Genomic DNA, 18,559 nt, shown 5'->3' with positions numbered 1-18,559 from the left:
GCGGTGCGCGGCGCGACCTCGAGCGTGACCGTGCGGGCGCGGGCCGTCGCGTCCGGTGCGCTCGCGGGCGCCTTCGCGCGCTGGAATTCGGAGCCGACCGCGAGCACGCGCGCGCGCCGCACCACGGTCTCCGCCTCGAACGTGCCGGGCGACGTCGCCGAGCCGCCGATCTGCTGCGTCAGCAACACGTCGACGAAGTCGCCCGGCTGGATCAGCCCCGCGTTGCCCGACACGTCGTCGACCGGCACCGAGATCGCGCGCATGCCGGGCTGCAGCGCCGCCGCGAGAAAATCCGGCGCACCGGCCGGTATCACGTTCTCGACGCGAATCGGTGCGCCGGCGCCGACGTGGTTGCGCAGCAGCGCGCCCTTCAGGTCCGCGCCCGGCTGCGACTCGACGAACGCGCCAGCCGGCACCTGCGCGCGCGGCATGCGCTTCCACGCCAGATCGTTGTCGCGCAGCAGCAGCCCTTCCGGCAGGTCGGCGGCGGCGACCCGCACGCGCGCCTGATCCGTTTCGGCAGGCACCGACGGCGTCGACGCGGCGACGTACAGTTCGCGCAGGATGAACGCACCGATGCCGGCGGCAACGACGAGCACGGCCAGTCTCAGCGGTTTGGGCATGGCGGCGTGCGTCCCCCCCGGCTAGGTCAGCGAAACCGTGTGTGGAAACGACGCCCAGACGGCCAGCGTGCCGCCGAGCGCGAGCGCAACGCCGTAGGGCACGCCGCGCGCGGCGACCGCGCGAACCGAGGCTGCGCGTCGCGGCCGCGCCGCCAGCAACGCGATGCCGCACAGCGCACCGCCCGCGCCGACGCCCGTCAGGACCGGCAACGCCAGTGCCGGGCCGGCCCACAGGAATACCGCCGCCGCCAGCTTGACGTCGCCTCCACCGATCCAGCCCGCGTGGCGCATGCCGCCGAACAGCAGCAGCATCGCCGCACCGGTCGCGACATGGCCGGCCAGCGGCGCGAACCCGTCGCGCGCGAGCGCCGCCGCGACGAAATACAGCGCCGCGAACGCGAGCACCGCGCGATTGGACAGGCGCCGGTCGCGCAGATCCTGCGCGGCGAGCGAGGCCAGCAAGACCGTGGCCACCGACTGCACGAGCATGAGCATGGGAGAGCCGTCCGTCGACACGCCCCGGCCGGATACGTTCTACCGATGCGGATCCCGGTGTTCGTCGGTGGCGCGCGGGTTCAGGGGATCAGATCAGGCTCGTCACCTTGTTGATCAGCGTCGTGAACACGCTCGGCAAGCCGCCGCTGGTGCTGCTGAGGATCACGCCGACCGCCGCGAGCGCGACCACGACGATGCCGGCGAGCACGGCGTATTCGAGCGAACTGACGCCACGTTCGTCACGCAGCAGGGACTTGACGTATTGCAGCATGGCAACCTCCGTGTAACGGGGCCGGTGACCGACCGTTGAACGCAAAGATGCTCCGTTGCTCCGGTGGTTGCGCAGGACATCCGCCCATTGCGATCCATGCGCGCGACCCTGGCACGAGGCCGCCCGCATCCCCCGGAATCCTCTCTCGATTACTGCAACACGCGGCGTGCAACGACATCTTCGATCGTTGCGTGCCTGCATCGGTGGTGCGGTCTTCCCGCACGATGCAACCGCGCTGATTCGTCTAGGGTATAGACAATTTTTCAGGCGAATTCAAATTATTTGGCGTCGGAATGCATTTATGGATTTCATCCTGCAACGATGAAATCCATGCCGTTCATTTCCGGTCATTTTTTCTCGCGTGACAGCGAAGGGTTCGCCGATCGGAACGAGCATGCCGACTGCTGCAGCGCGTGAATGATCGCCCCGGTTTCCGTTCGATTTATCGGCATGCCGGGCCGATCCGCATGCGGCCGTCTTGCCACGCCCGGCCGTCCCGGCATGCACGACGGCCTCGCATCACATCTCCCCCGACCACCTGCCCCCGTTTTTCCGCCCGGATTCGGCAAATGATCTTCGCGCGAATCCACGCGCGTCTTCATCGCGACTTTCCAACCGGCAATTTCATGATTCCGCTTCCAGCTTCATTCGACTTGATTGGAATCCTGATTGAATGTCAGTTGCATGTGAATGCCGTTCTCATCCGGATGGAACGAATCGCCCGGCGCACCAACCCGGAAAACGGCGATAAGCATAGTTCAAATCGTTTCTTGTCCAGCCCTGGCACGTCATCGAGAATGCGCCGACGGGCTGAGGCCCAGCTTCGCTTCCCCCCAACGTTCCGGAACCATCGATTCATGCTTCCATTGCGCCTGCTTCGCTCGCTGCTGATCGCGTCCCTCATTGCGTTGCCGGCCGCCGCCGCGCACGCCGACAAGCCCGCCACCATCCGCATCGGTGTCGCCCAGCAAGGCGCCGGCGATCCGCCGACGTTCGGCGGATCCAGCGCGGCCACCGCGCAGTTGCAGCAGTTGGTCGAAAAGGAGTTCGCGGCCGACGGCATCAAGGTGCAGTGGCTGTTCTTCAAGGGCGCGGGGCCGGCCGTCAACGAGGCGATCGCCAACAAGGCGCTCGACTTCGCGTACCAGGGCGACCTGCCCGCCGTGCTCGCGCGGGCGAACGGGATCAAGACGCGCCTGCTGCTCGCCGCGAGCGTGCGCTCGGGCGTCAAGATCGCGGTGCCGCCCGACTCCCCGATCCGCTCGATCAAGGACCTGAAGGACCGCCGCGTGTCGATCTTCCGCGGTACGAACCTGCAGCTCGTCGCCGACAACGCGCTCGCGAAGAACGGCCTCGGCGAACGCGACCTGCGCGTGATCAATCTCGACGCCGCGAGCTCGCTCGCCGCGCTCGCGTCGAAGGGCATCGATGCGTCGGTGGGCGACTACCAGCTGTACAAGCTGCGCGACGCGGGGCTCGCGAAAATCATCTACGAATCGCAGAACGACGGCCCGCAACTCACGCGCCAGACCCACCTGCTCGTGCTCGACGATTTCGAGCGCGCGCATCCGGACATCGTGCAGCGCGTCGTCACCGCACTCGTGAAGGGTGCGCAATGGTCGTCCGATGAAGCGAACCGCGATGCGCTGTTCAAGCTGTGGGCGAAAAGCGGCGTGCCGGTGTCGTCGTGGCAGGCCGACTATGCGAACCAGCGCCTGAAGGATCGCCTGTCGCCGTTGATCGATCCGTTCGTCGTCGCGCGCTACAAGTCCGTCGCGCAGGATGCGCTGGCACTGAAGCTGATCCGTCAGCCGGTCGACGTCGATGGCTGGTTCGAGCCGAAGTATCTCGACAATGCGCTGCGCACGCTGAAGCTCGAAAGCTACTGGCCACGCTACGACGCGGCCGGCAAGCCTCTTTCCTGACCCGGACCTGCCACGATGAGCGACACCGCCTTTTCCATCCCGTCATCCGGGCGCCCCGCGCTCGCCGCGCCGCCGCACCGTGCGGCGGCCGTGAAGCGGTGGTCGTGGCGGCTCGCGCCGTGGCTGCTGCCCGCGCTGCTGTTCACGCTGTGGAGCGTCGGCAGCGCGCGCGGCTGGATCGCGCCGCAGATCCTGCCGCCGCCCGAACGCGTGTTCGACGCACTCGCGGATCTCGCGACGAGCGGCGATCTCGTGCGCCACACGCTGATCAGCCTGCAGCGCGTGCTGGTCGGCTTCGCCGCCGGCACGCTGCTCGGCTTCGCGACCGGCGTCGCGCTCGGCCTGTCGCGCACGCTGGAAGTCTACGTGCTGCCGAGCTTCAACGCGCTCGTGCAGATTCCGGTGCTCGGCTGGCTGCCGTTCCTGCTGCTGCTCGTCGGTGTCGGCGAGCCGCTCAAATACCTGCTGATCGCGCATGCGGCGCTCGTTCCCGTCACGCTGAGCACGTTGCAAGGGTTTCGCCAGACCCCGCCCGCGCTCGACGAAGTCGCGCGCGTATTCGGCTACACGCGGCGGCAACGCATCGTGCACGTCGTGCTGCCCGCCGCGATCCCGACGCTCGCGACCGGTGTGCGGCTCGCGTTCACGAAGTCGTGGCTCGCGCTCGTCGTCGTCGAGCTCGTCGCATCGTCCGAAGGGCTCGGCTACCTGATCGTGTACGGGCGGCAACTGTTCCAGCTCGATCTCGTGATGGCGGCCGTGATCGTCGTCGGCGCGGTGGGCCTGCTGATCAACCGGCTGCTCGATGCGTTCGAAGCACGCTTGCGCCGCGGCGTGCCGTCCGCGTTCCGCGGCTGAAGCGCCGCCCCTGCCCGCGCCACCGAAGGAGTCCCACCCTTGACGTATCCTGCTGCCGCGCCTGACGCCACCCCGCCTGCTGGCGCGACCGCCCGCCGCCTGCGCGCACCCGACTGGCGCGGCTTCGTGCTGCCGCTCGTCGCGTTCGCGCTGTGGTGGGCGATCGCTTCCGCGCACCTCGTCAGCAGCGGGCTGCTGGTCGGCCCGGCCGACGTGCTGCGTACCGCATGGGCGCAAGCCACGAGCGGCGCACTCGGCCGCGCGCTGTCCGCGTCGCTCGCGCGTGAAGCGTGCGGTTTCGTGCTCGGCGCGACGGGCGGCCTGCTGCTCGGCGCCGCGCTCGGGCTGTCGCGCGTCGCCGCGCGCATGGTCGGCCCGAGCTTCGACACGTTCAAGCAGATCTCGCTGTTCGCGTGGATTCCGCTGATTTCCGTGTGGTTCGGCCTCGGCGACGTCGCCAAGGTCGTGTTCCTGTCGCTCGCCGCGCTGCTGCCCGTCGCCGCGCACACCTGCGACGGCATTCACGCGGTGCCACGCGCGTATGTCGACGTCGCCCGCGCGCTGCGCTACTCGCGGCTCCAGCTCGTGCGCTACGTGATCCTGCCGGCCGCGCTGCCGTCGATCTTCACCGGGCTGTATCTCGGCCTGATCTATTCGTGGCTCGCGACGCTCGGCGCCGAATACCTGCTGGTCGCCGGCAGCGGGATCGGCAACACGCTGATCGACGGCAGCGAGCAGTTCCGGATGGATCTCGTGCTGTTCGGGATCATCGTCGTCGGCGTGACCGGCTGGGCGCTGAACGCAATCGCGCGTGCGATCGAGCGCAAGGTGCTGGCCCGGCGCGGCGACCTGACGCGCTGATCGTCGTTTCCTTCCTCGTCACCCTCTTCCTCGCACCGCCATGACGACCCTCGCCTCCGATTCGCTCGACATCCTCCACGTGAGCAAGCACTACGCGCAACGCGGCGCCGCGCTCGCCGTACTCGACGACGTGTCACTGCACGTGCGCGCCGGTGAATTCGTCACGATCGTCGGCTCGAGCGGTTGCGGCAAGTCGACACTGCTGCGGCTGATCGCCGGGCTCGATACCGATTACGCGGGCGAGATCCGGGCCGGCGCCGAACGCGTGCGCGACACGTCGCTGCAGCGCGGAATCGTGTTCCAGGATCACCGGCTGTTCCCGTGGCTGACCGTCGCGCAGAACATCGAGGCCGCGCTGCGCAACGCCCCGCTCGATGCGGCCGCGAAACGGCGCGCGGTTGCCGATCACATCGCGCTCGTCGGGCTGAACGGCTTCGAGCACGCGTATCCGAACCAGCTGTCGGGCGGGATGGCGCAGCGCGTCGCGATCGCGCGCGGCCTCGTGAACCGCCCGCGCGTGCTGCTGCTCGACGAACCGTTCGGCGCGCTCGACGCGCAGACGCGCGCGCGGATGCAGAACGAACTGCTGCGCATCTGGGAACAGGAACGCATCACGATGATCCTCGTCACGCACGACGTCGACGAAGCCGTGTATCTCGGCGACCGCGTCGTGACGATGGCGCCGCGCCCGGGCCGCATCGAACGCATCGTCGATGTCGCGTTGCCGCGCCCGCGCCGGCGCGATTCGCCGGAATTCGCGCGATTGCGCGATACCGTGCTCGCCGATTTCGACGACCACGAACCACCGGGCGACGATCGCCCGGGCGGCCAGCGCGTCGACACGCCGCGCCCGCACCGGATCGGCGAATGGCGGCTTGCGTGGTAGCACGCATGTCGCACCGCATTGCTCAGCATGACGACGCATATCGATCATCGCTGCGCACACGCTAAGGTTGTGACGATTCATCGGTTCCGATTGCGCGCGGTCCCTGCTTGAATGGAGACTCGACCGACCCGACTCCAGGAGACTCCCGATGTCCGAAGTCCAGCACGCCGCTCACCCTTCTTCGCATGCGTCGCACGCCGCGCCGCGCACGGCCGCCACGCCGCTCCAGCTTCGCCAGGTCGCCGGCCGGATCGGCGCCGAGATCGCCGGCGTGCGGCTGTCAGGCACGCTCGACGACGCGACGTTCGACGCGATCCAGGCCGCGCTGCTGCGCCACAAGGTGCTGTTCTTCCGTGGCCAGCAGCATCTCGACGACACTGCGCAGGAAGCGTTCGCACGCCGCTTCGGCAAGACCGTCGCGCACCCGACCGTGCCGTCCGTCGACGGCAGCGCAGCCCTGCTCGAACTCGATTCCGCGCACGGCGCGCGCGCCAATTCGTGGCACACCGACGTGACCTTCGTCGATGCGTACCCGAAGATCTCGATCTTGCGCGCCGTCGTGATTCCGCCGTTCGGCGGCGACACCGTGTGGGCCAATACGGCCGCCGCATACGCCAACCTTCCCGACCCGCTGCGCGCGCTCGCCGACACGCTGTGGGCGCTGCACACCAACGCATACGACTACGCGTCGACGCACGTGCATGCCGACGATACGCAACTGAAGCGCTACCGCGAAGTGTTCACGTCGACCGTCTACGAAACCGAGCACCCGGTCGTGCGCGTCCATCCGGAAACCGGCGAACGCACGCTCGTGCTCGGGCATTTCGTGCAGCGGCTCAAGGGGCTGTCGGCGCAGGATTCCGCGCACCTGCTGCAGGTGTTCCATGAGCACGTGACGCGTCTCGAGAACACCGTGCGCTGGAACTGGCAGGAAGGCGACGTCGCGATCTGGGACAACCGCGCGACGCAGCACTACGCGATCAACGACTACGGCGATGCGCGCCGTGTCGTGCGCCGCGCGACCGTGCACGGCGACGTGCCGGTCGGCATCGACGGCCGCCAGAGCGTCGTGCTGAAGGGGCCGGGCGCGACGCTGCAATAACGCCCGCGCCGCGCCTGCCCCCTTTCCGCTACCGGACACCGACCATGCACTTCCCGCCTCCGGACCGACGCGCACCCGCGCAACGATGTCGGCCCTCCGCCCTCTCCACTTCCGCCAGGAGCGTCGCATGAGCGCCCTACTCGAACCCGCCGCCCAGCCGGTCGACGTGATTCCGCTGTCCGCCCATATCGGCGCGGAAATCCGCGGCGTCGACCTCACGCAACCGTTGACCACGCCGCAGATTGCGGCGATCCGCGCCGCGCTGCTGAAATGGCGCGTCATCTTCTTCCGCGAGCAATTCCTCACGCACGAGCAGCACGTCGCGTTCTCCGCGCAGTTCGGCGAGCCGACGGTCGGTCATCCGGTGTTCGGGCACGTCGACGGGCATCCGGCCGTCTACTCGATCGCGAAGCACCGCAAGGCGACGCGCTTCGAAGGCGAACCGGTGCGCCGTCCGTGGACCGGCTGGCACACCGACGTGACGGCCGCCGTGAACCCGCCGTGGGCGTCGATCCTGCGCGGCGTGACGATCCCGCCGTACGGCGGCGACACGCACTGGACGAACCTCGTAAGGGCGTACGAAACGCTGTCGGCGCCGCTGCGCGGCTTCGTCGACGGCCTGCGCGGCGTTCACCGCTTCACGCCGCCGGCCGGCGCGCGCGCCACCGGCGCGTTCGACGAGGCGGTCGAACGCCGCCCGCTCGTCACCGAGCACCCGCTCGTGCGCGTGCATCCGGAGACCGGCGAACGCGCGCTGTACGTGAGTCCGAGCTTCCTGAAGTCGATCGTCGGGCTGACGCCGCGCGAGAGCCAGGCGCTGCTCGAACTGCTGTGGGAACACGTGACGCGGCCGGAATTCACGATCCGCTTCAAGTGGGAACCGCGCAGCATCGCGTTCTGGGACAACCGCGCGACCGCCCACCTCGCGCCCGTCGACATCTTCGATCTCGACTTCGACCGCCAGCTGTATCGCACGACGCTCATCGGCGATGTGCCGGTCGGCCCGGACGGCCGGCCGTCTGTCGCACTCGAAGGCTCGCCGGTCGAAGCCGCGGCGGCGGTCGCGCTCAACTGAACCGACCCGATCTACCGGTAGCCGGCGCGCACTGCATCGCGCCGGCCTTTCCCGTCGTTACACCGCGCGGACGACAGCACCGTCCGCGCGGCCCGCCCGTCAATCCAGCCAGACCCCGTCGAAGCGATGCCCGCCGAGCGGCGAGAACGTCAGCCCGTGCACGCGTTTGGACACCGGCAGCGACACGATCGACGTCGCGATCGGCGTGAACGGCACCTGGTCCTTGAACACGACCTGCGCCTGCTCGTACAGCGCCGTGCGCTTCGCGACGTCCCCATTGGAACGCGCCGCGTCCACCAGCTTCTCGAAATCCTGGTTGCACCACTTCGCGAGATTGCTGCCGTGCACCGCGTCGCAGCCGAGCAGCGTGCCGAGCCAGTTGTCGGGGTCACCGTTGTCGCCCGACCAGCCGTACAGGATCGCGTCGTGCTGCCCGTCATGCTTCGCGCGGCGGTTGTATTCACCCCACTCGTAGCTGACGATCTTCGCGCGCACGCCGATCTTCGCCCAGTCCTGCTGGATCAGTTGCGCCATCAACTGCGCATTCGGGTTGTACGGGCGCTGCACCGGCATCGCCCACAGCGTCAGGTCGAAGCCGTTCGGGAAACCGGCCTGCGCGAGCAGCGCCTTCGCGGCCGCCGGGTCGCGCGGCGCATCCTTCAGCCGCGGGTTGTACGACCATTGCGCGGGCGGCATCGGGTTCGTCGCGATCTTCGCGTCGCCGTTGAACACGGTCTTCACGATCGCCGACTTGTCGATCGCGATGTCGAGCGCGCGACGCACGTCGACGCGATCGAGCGGCGCATGCTGCGTGTTGTACGCGACGAAGCCGACGTTGAAACCCATCCCCGAGAACAACGTCAGCTTCGGGTCGCGCCGCACCGTGTCGAGATCGGCCGGCCGCGGGAACGCCGATACCTGGCACTCGCCGGCCACCAGCTTCTGCAGGCGTGCGGCCGGATCGGGCGTGATCGCGAACACGAGACGCGAGAGCTTCACGTCGTCCGGCTTCCAGTAGTCGGGATTCGCGTCGTAGCGGATCAGCGCGTCCTTCTGGTACGTGCGCAGCAGGAACGGCCCCGTGCCCACCGGGAACTGGTTGATGTCGGCCTCGCGATGGCGCGCCGCGAGCTGCGACGCATACTCGGCCGACAGGATCGACGCGAACGCCATCGCGAGATTGCGCACGAACACGACGTCGGGTGTCTTCAGCACGAAGCGCACCGTGTAGTCGTCGACCTTGTCGATGCGCTCGACGTTGCGGTCGAAGCCGAGGTCGCTGAAATACGGGAAGCTGACCGGATAGGCCTTGCGGAATGGATCCTCGGGATCGAGCATCCGGCGGAACGTGAAGACGACGTCGTCGGCCTGGAACGGCCGCGTCGGCTTGAACCACGCGGTGGTCTGGAATTTCACGTCGCGCCGCAGGTGGAACGTGATCGTGCGCTGGTCGGGCGACACGTCCCAGCTCGTCGCGAGCGCCGGCTCGAGATCGAGCGTGCCGCGCTTGAACTGCACGAGCCCGTTGTAGACCGGGTACGTGCTCGCATCGAAATCGGTGCTCGTCGTATGCTGGCCCGGATCGAAGCCGGCCGGGCTGCCTTCGGTGCAATACACGAGCGTCTTGCCGGACGGCGCGGCAAGCGCGTGCGTGGCCGCGCCGGCGAGCAGCAGCGACGCCGCGATGCAACGCAGGGCTGCGGCGGCATGGGGTACGCCACGCGCACGACGCGCAGCCGACGAAACGAAAGCGTTCTTCATGGTGACGGAGACAGGAAAGAGCTGTCATGCAAATGACGACGGCCGATCTTCGCGCGCCTCCCGCCGATCGCTTACCAATTAATTTCGCGTTGCTTATCGTCGTGGCTGCATCCCGCTGCCCGTGCATGAAAACGTCCGCGCGAGCGCCGGGCGGCCGTCTCGCAGCGCCGTCTTCCGGCCCCCTGCAGACTCGCCGGAAATGGTGCATCGTATCGGCTGGCCAACACTGGTACGGGCGCGCCCGGATTTGCCCGGCGCCGCCGCGCCGCCGATTCCAGGAGGACACACGATGCCTGTCAGCTCCGAAACGTCTGCTCGCCCGGTAAAGACGCCGGGCCCCGATCACCCGATCACGATCGAACTGCACCCGCGGCGCGTCGTGGTCAAGGCGGCCGGCAGGGTCGTCGCGGATACGCGCCGCGCGCTGGCGCTGCGTGAAGCCGCCTACCCGGCGGTGCTCTACATCCCGCGCGAGGACGCCGACCTGACACTGCTGCAACGCACCAATCACGCGACGTACTGCCCGTACAAGGGCGACGCCGCCTACTACTCGATTCCGGTCGGCGGCGAGCGCTCGGTCAATGCCATCTGGACCTACGAGGCGCCGTATCCTGCCGTCGACGCGATCCGCGGGCACCTCGCGTTCTATCCGGATCGCGTCGATTCGATCGAGGAAAGCCCCGCCGGCTCCGATTGAGGGTCGCGGCAGTCGTTCATCGAACGCCGGGCGGCCCCGCGTGCGTAGTGATTTCGCCGGTGCGGCCCGCCGTGCCGGCAGGTTCTTGCGCGGATCGCCGATCCGTACGACGCCACCTGGCCCGCCGCTGATTTGCATATGCGGATTCGTTGGTTGGCCGCCGGCCTGCGCGGCCGTATCGTCCTGAATCCGGCGCGGGCCGGCCCGTGGCGCGCATCGCCCGCATCGGACCCCGCCCTGCGCCGGCCGCGCCGTCTTTCGCGCGCGGCCCGTGAACCCGCACGCAGGACGCCTCGATGAACGACACACCGCACGCAGACGTTGAACCGACACCGGCGAACCCGCATCGCCGCCAGTGGCTGCAAGGCGCGGCCGCCGGGCTGGCCGGGCTCGCGCTCGGACCGCTCGCGGGCCTGCCTGCATATGCGCAAGACAGCGGCACGCGGCTGCGCGTCGGTTTCCAGAAATACGGCAACTTCGTCGTGCTCAAGGCGCGTGGCACGCTGGAGAAGCGGCTCGCGAGCCAGGGCGTCACCGTGCAGTGGCTCGAATTTCCGGCCGGCCCGCAATTGCTCGAGGGCCTGAACGCCGGCGCGATCGACGTCGGCACGGTCGGCGAGACGCCGCCGATCTTCGCGCAGGCGGGCGGCGTCGATTTCGTCTACATCGGCAACGAGCCGCCCGCGCCGCAGGGCGAGGCGATCGTCGTGCTGCCCGATTCGCCGATCCGCAACGTCGCGCAGCTGCGCGGCAAGAAGGTCGCGTTCAACAAGGGTTCGAACGTCCACTACCTGCTCGTGAAGGCGCTCGAACATGCGGGGCTGACGTATGCCGACATCCAGCCGATCTACCTGACGCCCGCCGACGCACGCGCCGCGTTCGTGCAGCGCAACGTCGATGCATGGGTGATCTGGGATCCGTACCTGGCCGCCGCCGAGCGGCAGATCGGCGCGCGCGCGATCGCGAATGGCGAAGGGCTCGTGCGCAATACGCAGTACTACCTCGCGGCGCGCAAATACGCGGCGGCTCATCCGCAGGTGGTGCGCGCACTGCTCGACGAAGTCGACGCGGTCGACCGCTGGGCACGCGACCATGTGCCCGAAGTCGCCACGCAACTGTCGCCGCTCGTCGGCCTCGATGCGCCGACGCTCGAAGTCGCACTCAAGCGCGCCGGCTACGGCGTGCAGCCGATCAGCGACGCGACGCTCGCGTATCAGCAGAACATCGCGGACGCATTCAGCGCGCTGAAGCTGATTCCGGGCAAGCTGTCGGTCGCGAGCGCACGCTGACGCGCCGGTGCCGGTGCCGCTGCCGCCGACGCGCGGCGCGGTACGCGTGATTCAGCGCGCGGGTGCCGCGCCGATGCGCCGCCATTCGTCGTAGTCGGTGACGAGGCCCGCTTCGTCGACCGCGATATCGGCCGCATACGTGCCGCTTTCATAGCGGTACACGTGCTCCGCCGTACGCGTATAACGCTGTTCGCCGCGCACGAACGCGAAATCCGGAAAGCGCAGCCACGCGGTATGGATCACGGCCGCGTCGCCGACGGCCAGCCCTAGCCGACGGATCGGCAGCGTATTCGTCGACGGGCTGAAACCGAGATCGAGGTCGGTCGCGCCCGCGAGCGCCGGGACGTCGACGCCATCGATCGTCCATCGCCCTGCGTCACGGCGGATATCCCACTGCCGCGGCGGCTGCGTGCCGCCCCACTGCGTGATGCGTGCCGAGCGCGTGAGCCAGTCGGCACCGCATGCGATCGCATAATCGATGCGAAACGGCGAGCCGTCGATCGCACCCGACACCGATCCCGACAGGTCGACTCCCGTTCGCGACTCGCCGAGCCGGCACCATTCGGCCGCCTGCCACGTCTGCACGATCTGCCATGCGACGCAGCGCGTGCGCACCGCGTCATCCTGTTGCGTCATGTCTTCGTCTCCAGTCGATCGCACGGAAGCGAATTGTCCTCCATCGCACCGGCGAACACATGCGGCTTCGCCGACCGATGATCAGTATCGGTTCGCCGCGCACCTTCCGGCAGCCCTGCTTTGGTACCATCCGTCGATCGGCATCAACCGGAACCGGACAAGGGGCGCGACTTCATGGATTTGCTGGCGACGATGCGCATCTACGTGAGGGTCGTCGAGCGCGGCACGATGTCCGGCGCGGCGCGCGATCTCGACATGGGCCAGCCGGCCGTCAGCGAGCGCATCGAGCGACTCGAGAAGCATCTCGGCACACGGCTGCTGTTGCGCAGTGCGCGCACCCTCACGTGCACCGAAGAAGGCCGGATCTTCTACGAACGCAGCAAGGAACTGCTCGAAGCGGCCGACGATGCGGTCGCGTCAGTGTCGAAGACGGAAAACGCGCTCGACGGCACGATCCGGCTCGCGGCGCCGCAATGCGTCGGCGAAGTCGTGCTGCCGGGTGTGCTGATGCATGTCCGCACTGCGTATCCGAACCTGCACATCGATCTGGTCCTGAACGACGACATCGTCGATCCGGTCACGGAAGGCGTCGACATCTCGATCCGCGTCGGCGAGCTCGGCGACGGCGGGTTCGTCGCGCATCCGGTCGGCGCGGTCGGCCGCCGGCTCGTCGCCGCGCCGTCGTATCTCGGGCGGCACGGCCCGATCGATTCGACGGCCGATCTCGCGAACCATCCGTTCATCCGCGTGAAAGGCGTCTTCGCCAGCGAACGGCTGCCGCTGCAGCGCGACGGCGACGCGCTCGACTACGCGCGCATCCGCACGATCATGACGACGAGCCACTGGCGCCCGATGTTCGACACGATCGTGGCCGGCGGCGGCATCGGCGTGGTCCAGCAGCCGGCCTGCGCGGAGGCGCTCGCGGCCGGTGCGCTCGTCGAGCTCCTGCCGCAGTACGTGATTCCCGATTTCGCGCTCAACGTGCTGGTGCATGCGCAGCGGCCGCTGCCGCCGCGCGTGCGGGCCGTCGTCGAGCTGCTGAAGCAGGACATCCCGCCGCTGCTGGCCCGCCCTGCCCGATAACGGCGGCGCCCGCCGCCCCCGTCACGCCTGCAGCGACTTCCCCGGCTCCTTCACGTGGGCATCGACTTCCATCTGGTAGAAGCGCGCGCTGACGAAGCCGAACAGCGTCCAGCCGAGGAACACGCACAGGCCGCCGAGCATCAGCGCCTGCTCGCCCGAGCTGAACAGCGCATAGAAGCTGTACGCGGTGGCCACCATCGCGATCACGTTGGTCAGCAGCGCCTTCGCCGGCGGCACCTTCGCGACCCTCTGGATCGTGATCAGCGCGGCCATCGACATCACGTACGGCACGAGGTTCGTGACGACCGCGAGATCGACGATCTTCTGGAACTGGCTGCTCAGCTCCGGGCTGATCGTCATCAGCGCCAGCGCGACCTGCGCGACCAGCAGGATCACCATCCCGACGATCGGCGTGCCGGTGCGCGTCGCACGCGCGAACACCGGCAGGAAGTAGCCGACGTCCGCCGAGCTCTTGAACACCTGCGCGACCGTGAACTGCCAGCCGAGCAGCGAGCCGATGCACGCGATCACCATCAGCGCGGTGACGATCGTGCCGACCGTCGGGGTGAACATCGTCGCGAACGCGAGCGCGTGACGGCGGTCTGGCGGGCGGCCACGCGCCGCTCGCGGTCCTGAGCGCATCGCGGGACATGACGGGCGGCGCGACGCGCCCGCCCGCCGCATCACCACGCCTGCCGGTAGATCTCCAGCGCGTCGGTCTCTGTCACCTCGCGCGTATTGTTCACGAGCAGGCGCGTCTGCAGCATCGCATCCGACGCCATCCTCGGCAGGTCGCCTTCCCCGATGCCGACCTCGCGCAGCGTGCGCGGAATGCCCGTCGCGACGATCAGCCGGTCGATCTCGGCGATCAGCGCGTGCGTGCGCGCTTCATCGCTGCCCGTCGCCGACGGCGCGACGATCGCCGCGAGTTCCGCATACAGCGGCGCGGCGGCCGGCGCGTTGAAACGCAGCACGTGCGGCAGCACGAGCGCATTCGACAGCCCGTGCGGCACATGGAAGATCCCGCCGACCGGATAGGCCAGCGCATGCACGGCCGCGACCGGTGCATTCGCGAACGCCTGCCCCGCGAACATCGCGCCGACCAGCATCGCCTCGCGCGCGTGGCGGTTCTGGCCGTCGTCGCACGCCGTGAGCAGGTTGCGCGACAGCAGCGTCAGCGCGTGCACGGCCAGCATGTCGGATACCGGGTTCTTCAGCCGTGCGGACGTGTAGGCCTCGATCGCATGCACCATCGCGTCGATGCCCGTCGCGGCCGTGGCCGCACGCGGCAGGCCGAGCGTCAGTTCGGCGTCGAGGATCGCGACGTCCGCGAACAGGTGCGGCGACACGACGCCCATCTTGCGCGCCTCGCCGACCGTGACGATCGACACGGCCGTCACTTCGGAGCCGGTGCCGGCCGTCGTCGGCATCTGCACGAGCGGCAGCCGCGCGCTCGTGACCTTGTCGACGCCGTACATGTCGGCCAGCGCCTGCCGCCCCGGCGCGAGCACCGCGATCAGCTTCGCGACGTCCATCGACGATCCGCCGCCCAGGCCGAGCACGATCTCGGCATCGGCCGCGACGGCCCGTTCGGTCGCTTCCAGCACCACGTGCTCGGGCGGATCGGCGATCACGTCGTCGATCACGGTCACTTGCCAGCCGTGCTCGGCAAGGCTCTCCAGCGCGGGCGCGAGCACGCCGCTGCGATGCAGGAACGCGTCGGTGACGACACATAGCCGCACGAGTGCCGGAAAGCGTTCGCGCAACAATGCACCGAGCCGGCGCGCGGCGCCGAATTCGACGACCTGCGTTGGAACGGTACGGAATTGGAACGGGTTCATCGGGTGCCTCCCGGTGGCGTCGCCGTGCCGGCGCCCGGCTGCACCATGTAGCTGGACACTTCGCGGCGATCGAGCAACGGAATGATCGCGCCGAACCCGATCCGCTGGAAATGCGGCGTTTCCCGATGCACATCGAGGCCGTCCGCGTCGCGGTAGCGTTCGAGGATCACGATGTGGTCGGCGTCCTCCGGCGACCGGAAATACGCGTAGTCGAGATTCTTAGGCTCGGCGCGCGTCAGGGGCGCGAGCTCCGCGAGCAATTCGACCACGCGGTCGCCGTTGCCGGGCTTTGCGTAGAAATGCGCGATGACCTGCAGGTAAGGTTCGTTCATGTTGCGCTCCGTGTTCGACCGGGGGCCGTCACGACGGGGACGCACGCAATGCGCGGCGAACCGGAAGGATTCGAACGCGACGGCGCAACGCCGTGTCACTGGCGGGTCGTCGCATTGTATTGAATCAGCGCGGCCTTCGCAGCGCCGCCATCGCGCCACGAAAAACAGGGCGGATCGCCGTTGCCCTCTACTCGCGCGACGCGCCGACTACCACGGCACCGTCTTCCCCAGATAGTCGAGATAGTCGAGCCCGGGGCGCACCCGCTTGGCGATCAGCACGTCGACGAGACTCGGCACGCTTTCCTCGATCGTCAGGCGCGCATCCGGCCCACCGAGTTCCGTGCGAACCCAGCCGGGCGCCATCAGCACCATCGCACGCCGCGTATCGGCCTGACGCGCCGCGAAGCTGCGCATGAACTGATTCAGCGCGGCCTTGCTGCCGCGATAGACCTCGCGCATCCCGCTGACGTTGTTCGCGACGCTGCCCTGCCCCGACGACATCGCGCCGATCAGGCCATCCTCGGTCACGAGATCCTGCAACGTCTCGATCACACGCATCGGCGCCAGCGCATTCGTGATCATCACGCGCACGAACTCGTCGGTCGTCACTTCGCCGATCGTTTCGGTGGGGTCGTTCGTCGTGCCCGCATTCACGAACAGCATGTCGAAGCGCCGGCCCGACAGCCGCTCGCGCAGCGCGGCCAGTTGGGCCGGCTCGCAGATGTCGAGCGTCTCGATGTCGAGCCGGCCGTCGAACCGGTCAGCGAGATCGTGCAGCTTCGTGCGCCCCGATCCTGCGCGCACGGTGCCCGTTACGTGCCAGCCTTTGTCCAGGAACGTCTCGGCCATCGCGAGCCCGAGGCCGCGTGACGCCGCGACGAGCAGAATCGTGGGCCCATTCGCGTTCGATACCGTTGATTGCATGGTTTCCGCCTTTGCCGGGTTTGGTCATGCAGCCACTATAGGTGCGCATCACGACAGGCGCCAGACGCACTGGATTCAACTTATAGTTGCATCCAACGCCATATCAAATCGCACGGAGGCGTATCCTGTCGCCATGGAAGACATCGACCTGAACCTCGTCACCGCGCTCGACGTGCTGCTGTCGGAAGGTAGCGTGACCGGCGCCGCGCGCCGGCTTGGCCTGAGCACATCGGCAATGAGCCGCACGCTCACGCGGCTGCGGATGGCCACCGGCGATCAGTTGCTCGTGCGCGCCGGACGCAAGCTCGTGCCGACGCCGCACGCCGCCGCGTTGCGCGACCGCGTGCATGCGATCGCCAGCGATGCGCGCGCGGTGCTGCGACCGGCGACGGCCGACGTGGACATCGCGACGCACGCATCCACGTTCACCGTCCGCGCGGCCGCCTCGTTCATGGAAATGCTGTCCGGCCCGGTGGTCGCCGCACTCGGCGAAATCGCGCCGCATGTGCGCATCCGCTTCGTCCCGAAGCCCGACCGCGATCCGCAAGCGCTGCGCGACGGCGCCGTCGATCTGGAAATCGGCAAACGCGGCGACGATGCCCCCGAATTGCACACCCGCATGCTGTTTCACGACTGGCATGTCGCGGTGGCACGCGCCGGGCACCCGCTGTTCGCATCGGGCAGGATCACACCCGCGCGCTATGCGGCCTGCCGTCACGTGATCGCGTCTCAGCTCGGCGATTTCGGCGGGCCGGCTGACGACTCGACCGACAAGGCCGGCCCGAACCACACCGTCCAGGTCGTCGTACCGGGCTACCCCGATGCGATGCGCGTTGCGGCCAGTACCGACCTGATCGCGCTCGTGCCGCGCTCGAGCCTCGGCAACGCGTTCTCGCCGGGGCTCACGGAGGCCCTCGGGCTGCGCAGCTTCGAGATCCCGGCGCGCCTGCCCGAGATCCTCGTGTCCGCGCTGTGGCATCCGCGCATGCACGGCGACCCCGTACACCGCCGCCTGCGCGATGCGGTCATCGCCGTCTGCCAGTGCGCGTATCCGGATGCCCGCGCGCCGCGCCCGCCGGCACGCCGCGCCGGCACGCGCGCGGCAAGCTGACGCGGCTCAGACCAGCCGCCCGCCGCCGTCGATGTGCAGGATCTCGCCGTTCATGAAGCTGTTGCCCAGCAGAAACGCGATCGCGTCCCCCACTTCATCGGCGCGCCCGACACGGCCTCCGGGCAATGCCGCCGCCGCGCCCGCGAGGATCGTGTCGCGCGCTTCCGGACCAAACGCGTCGTAAAGCGGCGTCTCGACGAAGCCCGGCGCAACGACGTTCACGCGAATCGGCTTCAGCTCCAGCGCGAGCGACTGCGCCAGCGCCTCGACGCCGCGCACGGCGGCGGCAATGACGGACACGCCCTGGGCGGCCGGACGATCCGACAGTTGCCCGCCGGTCAGCACGATCGAACCGGTCGCGGGCATCAGCGGCAACGCAGCGCGGATCGCGTAGACCGGCCCGGCGATACGCTCCTGCAGCGCGGCGAGCAGGTGATCGGGATCGGTCTCGTTCAGCTTGCCGGCAATGAACCGGCCGGCCGTGACGACCAGGTGATCGACACGCGTGATCGTGTCGAATACGGCCTGCACGGCGTGGCGGTCCGCGATGTCGGCCACCGCGACGCGCGCGCCGCCGATCGCCTGCGCGGCCGATTCGAGTTTCGTGCGGGTCCGGCCGACCAGCGTGACACTGGCGCCTTTCGCCTTCGCGGCGGCCGCGGCCTCGAGTCCGATTCCGGAACTCCCGCCGAATACCACGACGTGCGCACCGTCCAGTGCCGAAGATTGCGTTGCCTCGTTCATGTCGACTCCTCATCAGGGATTGAAGGTTCGCGAACGTTAGGTCAT

Annotated in this window: 20 protein-coding genes; 10 read left to right on the top strand and 10 right to left on the bottom strand. The window is 68.6% G+C overall.

Features of this window, described 5'->3' with window-relative positions; translation table 11 throughout:
* The 3 genes from cpaB to F3J15_RS10695 form a co-directional block, all read right to left on the bottom strand.
* Window positions 1-623: Flp pilus assembly protein CpaB (cpaB, locus tag F3J15_RS10705; protein ID WP_166890589.1), on the bottom strand; the 623-nt coding region annotated here is incomplete at its 3' end.
* Between the two features lie 21 nt (window positions 624-644).
* Window positions 645-1,118 (bottom strand): prepilin peptidase, encoded by a 474-nt coding sequence (locus F3J15_RS10700; RefSeq protein WP_166890586.1) that lies wholly within the window; start codon window positions 1,116-1,118, stop codon window positions 645-647.
* 88 nt (window positions 1,119-1,206) lie between these two features.
* A complete protein-coding gene (locus tag F3J15_RS10695; protein WP_041493341.1) occupies window positions 1,207-1,389 on the bottom strand; it encodes a Flp family type IVb pilin in 183 nt (60 codons plus the stop codon).
* An 857-nt stretch (window positions 1,390-2,246) separates the two neighbouring features.
* On the opposite strand from F3J15_RS10695, the gene F3J15_RS10690 reads away from it, so the two are divergent.
* The 6 genes from F3J15_RS10690 (at window position 2,247) to F3J15_RS10665 (ending at window position 8,096) form a co-directional block, all read left to right on the top strand.
* Window positions 2,247-3,314: an ABC transporter substrate-binding protein gene (locus tag F3J15_RS10690; protein ID WP_166890583.1), complete on the top strand. Its 1,068-nt coding sequence runs from the start codon at window positions 2,247-2,249 to the stop codon at window positions 3,312-3,314.
* Window positions 3,315-3,329: 15 nt separating this feature from the next.
* A complete protein-coding gene (locus tag F3J15_RS10685) occupies window positions 3,330-4,172 on the top strand; it encodes an ABC transporter permease (RefSeq protein ID WP_166890580.1) in 843 nt (280 codons plus the stop codon).
* A gap of 39 nt (window positions 4,173-4,211) precedes the next feature.
* A complete protein-coding gene (locus F3J15_RS10680; RefSeq protein WP_089447429.1) occupies window positions 4,212-5,033 on the top strand; it encodes an ABC transporter permease in 822 nt (273 codons plus the stop codon).
* A 40-nt stretch (window positions 5,034-5,073) separates the two neighbouring features.
* Complete coding sequence (locus F3J15_RS10675) at window positions 5,074-5,919, top strand: ABC transporter ATP-binding protein (protein WP_166890577.1); 846 nt, start codon at window positions 5,074-5,076, stop codon at window positions 5,917-5,919.
* A 148-nt stretch (window positions 5,920-6,067) separates the two neighbouring features.
* Window positions 6,068-7,021 carry a TauD/TfdA family dioxygenase gene (locus F3J15_RS10670; protein ID WP_089497321.1) on the top strand — a complete coding sequence of 318 codons (954 nt, stop codon included), beginning with the start codon at window positions 6,068-6,070 and terminating at the stop codon, window positions 7,019-7,021.
* A gap of 127 nt (window positions 7,022-7,148) precedes the next feature.
* A complete protein-coding gene (locus F3J15_RS10665; RefSeq protein ID WP_166890574.1) occupies window positions 7,149-8,096 on the top strand; it encodes a TauD/TfdA family dioxygenase in 948 nt (315 codons plus the stop codon).
* Window positions 8,097-8,195: 99 nt separating this feature from the next.
* Here F3J15_RS10665 and F3J15_RS10660 read toward each other — a convergent pair whose 3' ends face one another.
* A complete protein-coding gene (locus F3J15_RS10660) occupies window positions 8,196-9,857 on the bottom strand; it encodes an ABC transporter substrate-binding protein (RefSeq protein ID WP_166890571.1) in 1,662 nt (553 codons plus the stop codon).
* Between the two features lie 289 nt (window positions 9,858-10,146).
* On the opposite strand from F3J15_RS10660, the gene F3J15_RS10655 reads away from it, so the two are divergent.
* A complete protein-coding gene (locus F3J15_RS10655; protein ID WP_089447426.1) occupies window positions 10,147-10,554 on the top strand; it encodes a DUF427 domain-containing protein in 408 nt (135 codons plus the stop codon).
* 296 nt (window positions 10,555-10,850) lie between these two features.
* Window positions 10,851-11,843, top strand: a complete 993-nt coding sequence (locus F3J15_RS10650; RefSeq protein WP_166890567.1) for a sulfonate ABC transporter substrate-binding protein — start codon at window positions 10,851-10,853, stop codon at window positions 11,841-11,843.
* A 51-nt stretch (window positions 11,844-11,894) separates the two neighbouring features.
* Here the strand turns inward: F3J15_RS10650 and F3J15_RS10645 are convergent, their stop codons facing one another.
* A complete protein-coding gene (locus tag F3J15_RS10645; protein WP_166890564.1) occupies window positions 11,895-12,479 on the bottom strand; it encodes a putative glycolipid-binding domain-containing protein in 585 nt (194 codons plus the stop codon).
* A gap of 174 nt (window positions 12,480-12,653) precedes the next feature.
* Between F3J15_RS10645 and F3J15_RS10640 the strand changes: the two genes are divergently transcribed.
* On the top strand, window positions 12,654-13,562 hold the full coding sequence (locus tag F3J15_RS10640; RefSeq protein ID WP_166890561.1) for a LysR family transcriptional regulator: 909 nt from the start codon (window positions 12,654-12,656) through the stop codon (window positions 13,560-13,562).
* A 21-nt stretch (window positions 13,563-13,583) separates the two neighbouring features.
* Here the strand turns inward: F3J15_RS10640 and F3J15_RS10635 are convergent, their stop codons facing one another.
* From F3J15_RS10635 to F3J15_RS10620, 4 genes are all read right to left on the bottom strand, one after another.
* On the bottom strand, window positions 13,584-14,204 hold the full coding sequence (locus tag F3J15_RS10635; protein ID WP_345891567.1) for an amino acid permease: 621 nt from the start codon (window positions 14,202-14,204) through the stop codon (window positions 13,584-13,586).
* 41 nt (window positions 14,205-14,245) lie between these two features.
* Window positions 14,246-15,403, bottom strand: a complete 1,158-nt coding sequence (locus F3J15_RS10630; protein ID WP_166890559.1) for an iron-containing alcohol dehydrogenase — start codon at window positions 15,401-15,403, stop codon at window positions 14,246-14,248.
* Entirely contained in the window at window positions 15,400-15,735 is a 336-nt protein-coding gene (locus F3J15_RS10625; protein WP_166890557.1) for a putative quinol monooxygenase, read from the bottom strand. Before F3J15_RS10625 ends, F3J15_RS10630 begins: the two co-directional genes overlap by 4 nt.
* Before the next feature lie 207 nt (window positions 15,736-15,942).
* Entirely contained in the window at window positions 15,943-16,659 is a 717-nt protein-coding gene (locus tag F3J15_RS10620; protein ID WP_166890554.1) for an SDR family oxidoreductase, read from the bottom strand.
* 133 nt (window positions 16,660-16,792) lie between these two features.
* Here F3J15_RS10620 and F3J15_RS10615 point away from each other — a divergent pair, with 133 nt between their 5' ends.
* Window positions 16,793-17,770, top strand: coding sequence for a LysR family transcriptional regulator (locus F3J15_RS10615; RefSeq protein ID WP_166890596.1), 978 nt, complete (start codon window positions 16,793-16,795; stop codon window positions 17,768-17,770).
* Window positions 17,771-17,776: 6 nt separating this feature from the next.
* Here F3J15_RS10615 and F3J15_RS10610 read toward each other — a convergent pair whose 3' ends face one another.
* A complete protein-coding gene (locus tag F3J15_RS10610; RefSeq protein WP_166890552.1) occupies window positions 17,777-18,514 on the bottom strand; it encodes an SDR family oxidoreductase in 738 nt (245 codons plus the stop codon).
* Between the last annotated feature and the right edge of the window lie 45 nt (window positions 18,515-18,559).

Origin of the sequence: Burkholderia sp. Ap-955 (genome assembly GCF_011753045.1) — a bacterium.
In the GTDB taxonomy this organism is placed as follows: Bacteria; Pseudomonadota; Gammaproteobacteria; order Burkholderiales; family Burkholderiaceae; genus Burkholderia; species Burkholderia lata_D.
Note: the sequence above shows the minus strand (reverse complement) of the source record. Positions and strands in the feature narration are given on the sequence as shown.

Excerpts from the sequence above, each read along its gene's own strand:
- F3J15_RS10700 (WP_166890586.1), bottom strand. The coding sequence starts at position 1,118 with ATGCTCATGCTCGTGCAGTCGGTGGCCACGGTCTTGCTGGCCTCGCTC.
- F3J15_RS10695 (WP_041493341.1), bottom strand. The coding sequence starts at position 1,389 with ATGCTGCAATACGTCAAGTCCCTGCTGCGTGACGAACGTGGCGTCAGT.
- F3J15_RS10690 (WP_166890583.1), top strand. The coding sequence starts at position 2,247 with ATGCTTCCATTGCGCCTGCTTCGCTCGCTGCTGATCGCGTCCCTCATT.
- F3J15_RS10685 (WP_166890580.1), top strand. The coding sequence starts at position 3,330 with ATGAGCGACACCGCCTTTTCCATCCCGTCATCCGGGCGCCCCGCGCTC.
- F3J15_RS10675 (WP_166890577.1), top strand. The coding sequence starts at position 5,074 with ATGACGACCCTCGCCTCCGATTCGCTCGACATCCTCCACGTGAGCAAG.
- F3J15_RS10670 (WP_089497321.1), top strand. The coding sequence starts at position 6,068 with ATGTCCGAAGTCCAGCACGCCGCTCACCCTTCTTCGCATGCGTCGCAC.
- F3J15_RS10665 (WP_166890574.1), top strand. The coding sequence starts at position 7,149 with ATGAGCGCCCTACTCGAACCCGCCGCCCAGCCGGTCGACGTGATTCCG.
- F3J15_RS10660 (WP_166890571.1), bottom strand. The coding sequence starts at position 9,857 with ATGAAGAACGCTTTCGTTTCGTCGGCTGCGCGTCGTGCGCGTGGCGTA.
- F3J15_RS10655 (WP_089447426.1), top strand. The coding sequence starts at position 10,147 with ATGCCTGTCAGCTCCGAAACGTCTGCTCGCCCGGTAAAGACGCCGGGC.
- F3J15_RS10650 (WP_166890567.1), top strand. The coding sequence starts at position 10,851 with ATGAACGACACACCGCACGCAGACGTTGAACCGACACCGGCGAACCCG.
- F3J15_RS10645 (WP_166890564.1), bottom strand. The coding sequence starts at position 12,479 with ATGACGCAACAGGATGACGCGGTGCGCACGCGCTGCGTCGCATGGCAG.
- F3J15_RS10640 (WP_166890561.1), top strand. The coding sequence starts at position 12,654 with ATGGATTTGCTGGCGACGATGCGCATCTACGTGAGGGTCGTCGAGCGC.
- F3J15_RS10635 (WP_345891567.1), bottom strand. The coding sequence starts at position 14,204 with ATGCGCTCAGGACCGCGAGCGGCGCGTGGCCGCCCGCCAGACCGCCGT.
- F3J15_RS10630 (WP_166890559.1), bottom strand. The coding sequence starts at position 15,403 with ATGAACCCGTTCCAATTCCGTACCGTTCCAACGCAGGTCGTCGAATTC.
- F3J15_RS10625 (WP_166890557.1), bottom strand. The coding sequence starts at position 15,735 with ATGAACGAACCTTACCTGCAGGTCATCGCGCATTTCTACGCAAAGCCC.
- F3J15_RS10620 (WP_166890554.1), bottom strand. The coding sequence starts at position 16,659 with ATGCAATCAACGGTATCGAACGCGAATGGGCCCACGATTCTGCTCGTC.
- F3J15_RS10615 (WP_166890596.1), top strand. The coding sequence starts at position 16,793 with ATGGAAGACATCGACCTGAACCTCGTCACCGCGCTCGACGTGCTGCTG.
- F3J15_RS10610 (WP_166890552.1), bottom strand. The coding sequence starts at position 18,514 with ATGAACGAGGCAACGCAATCTTCGGCACTGGACGGTGCGCACGTCGTG.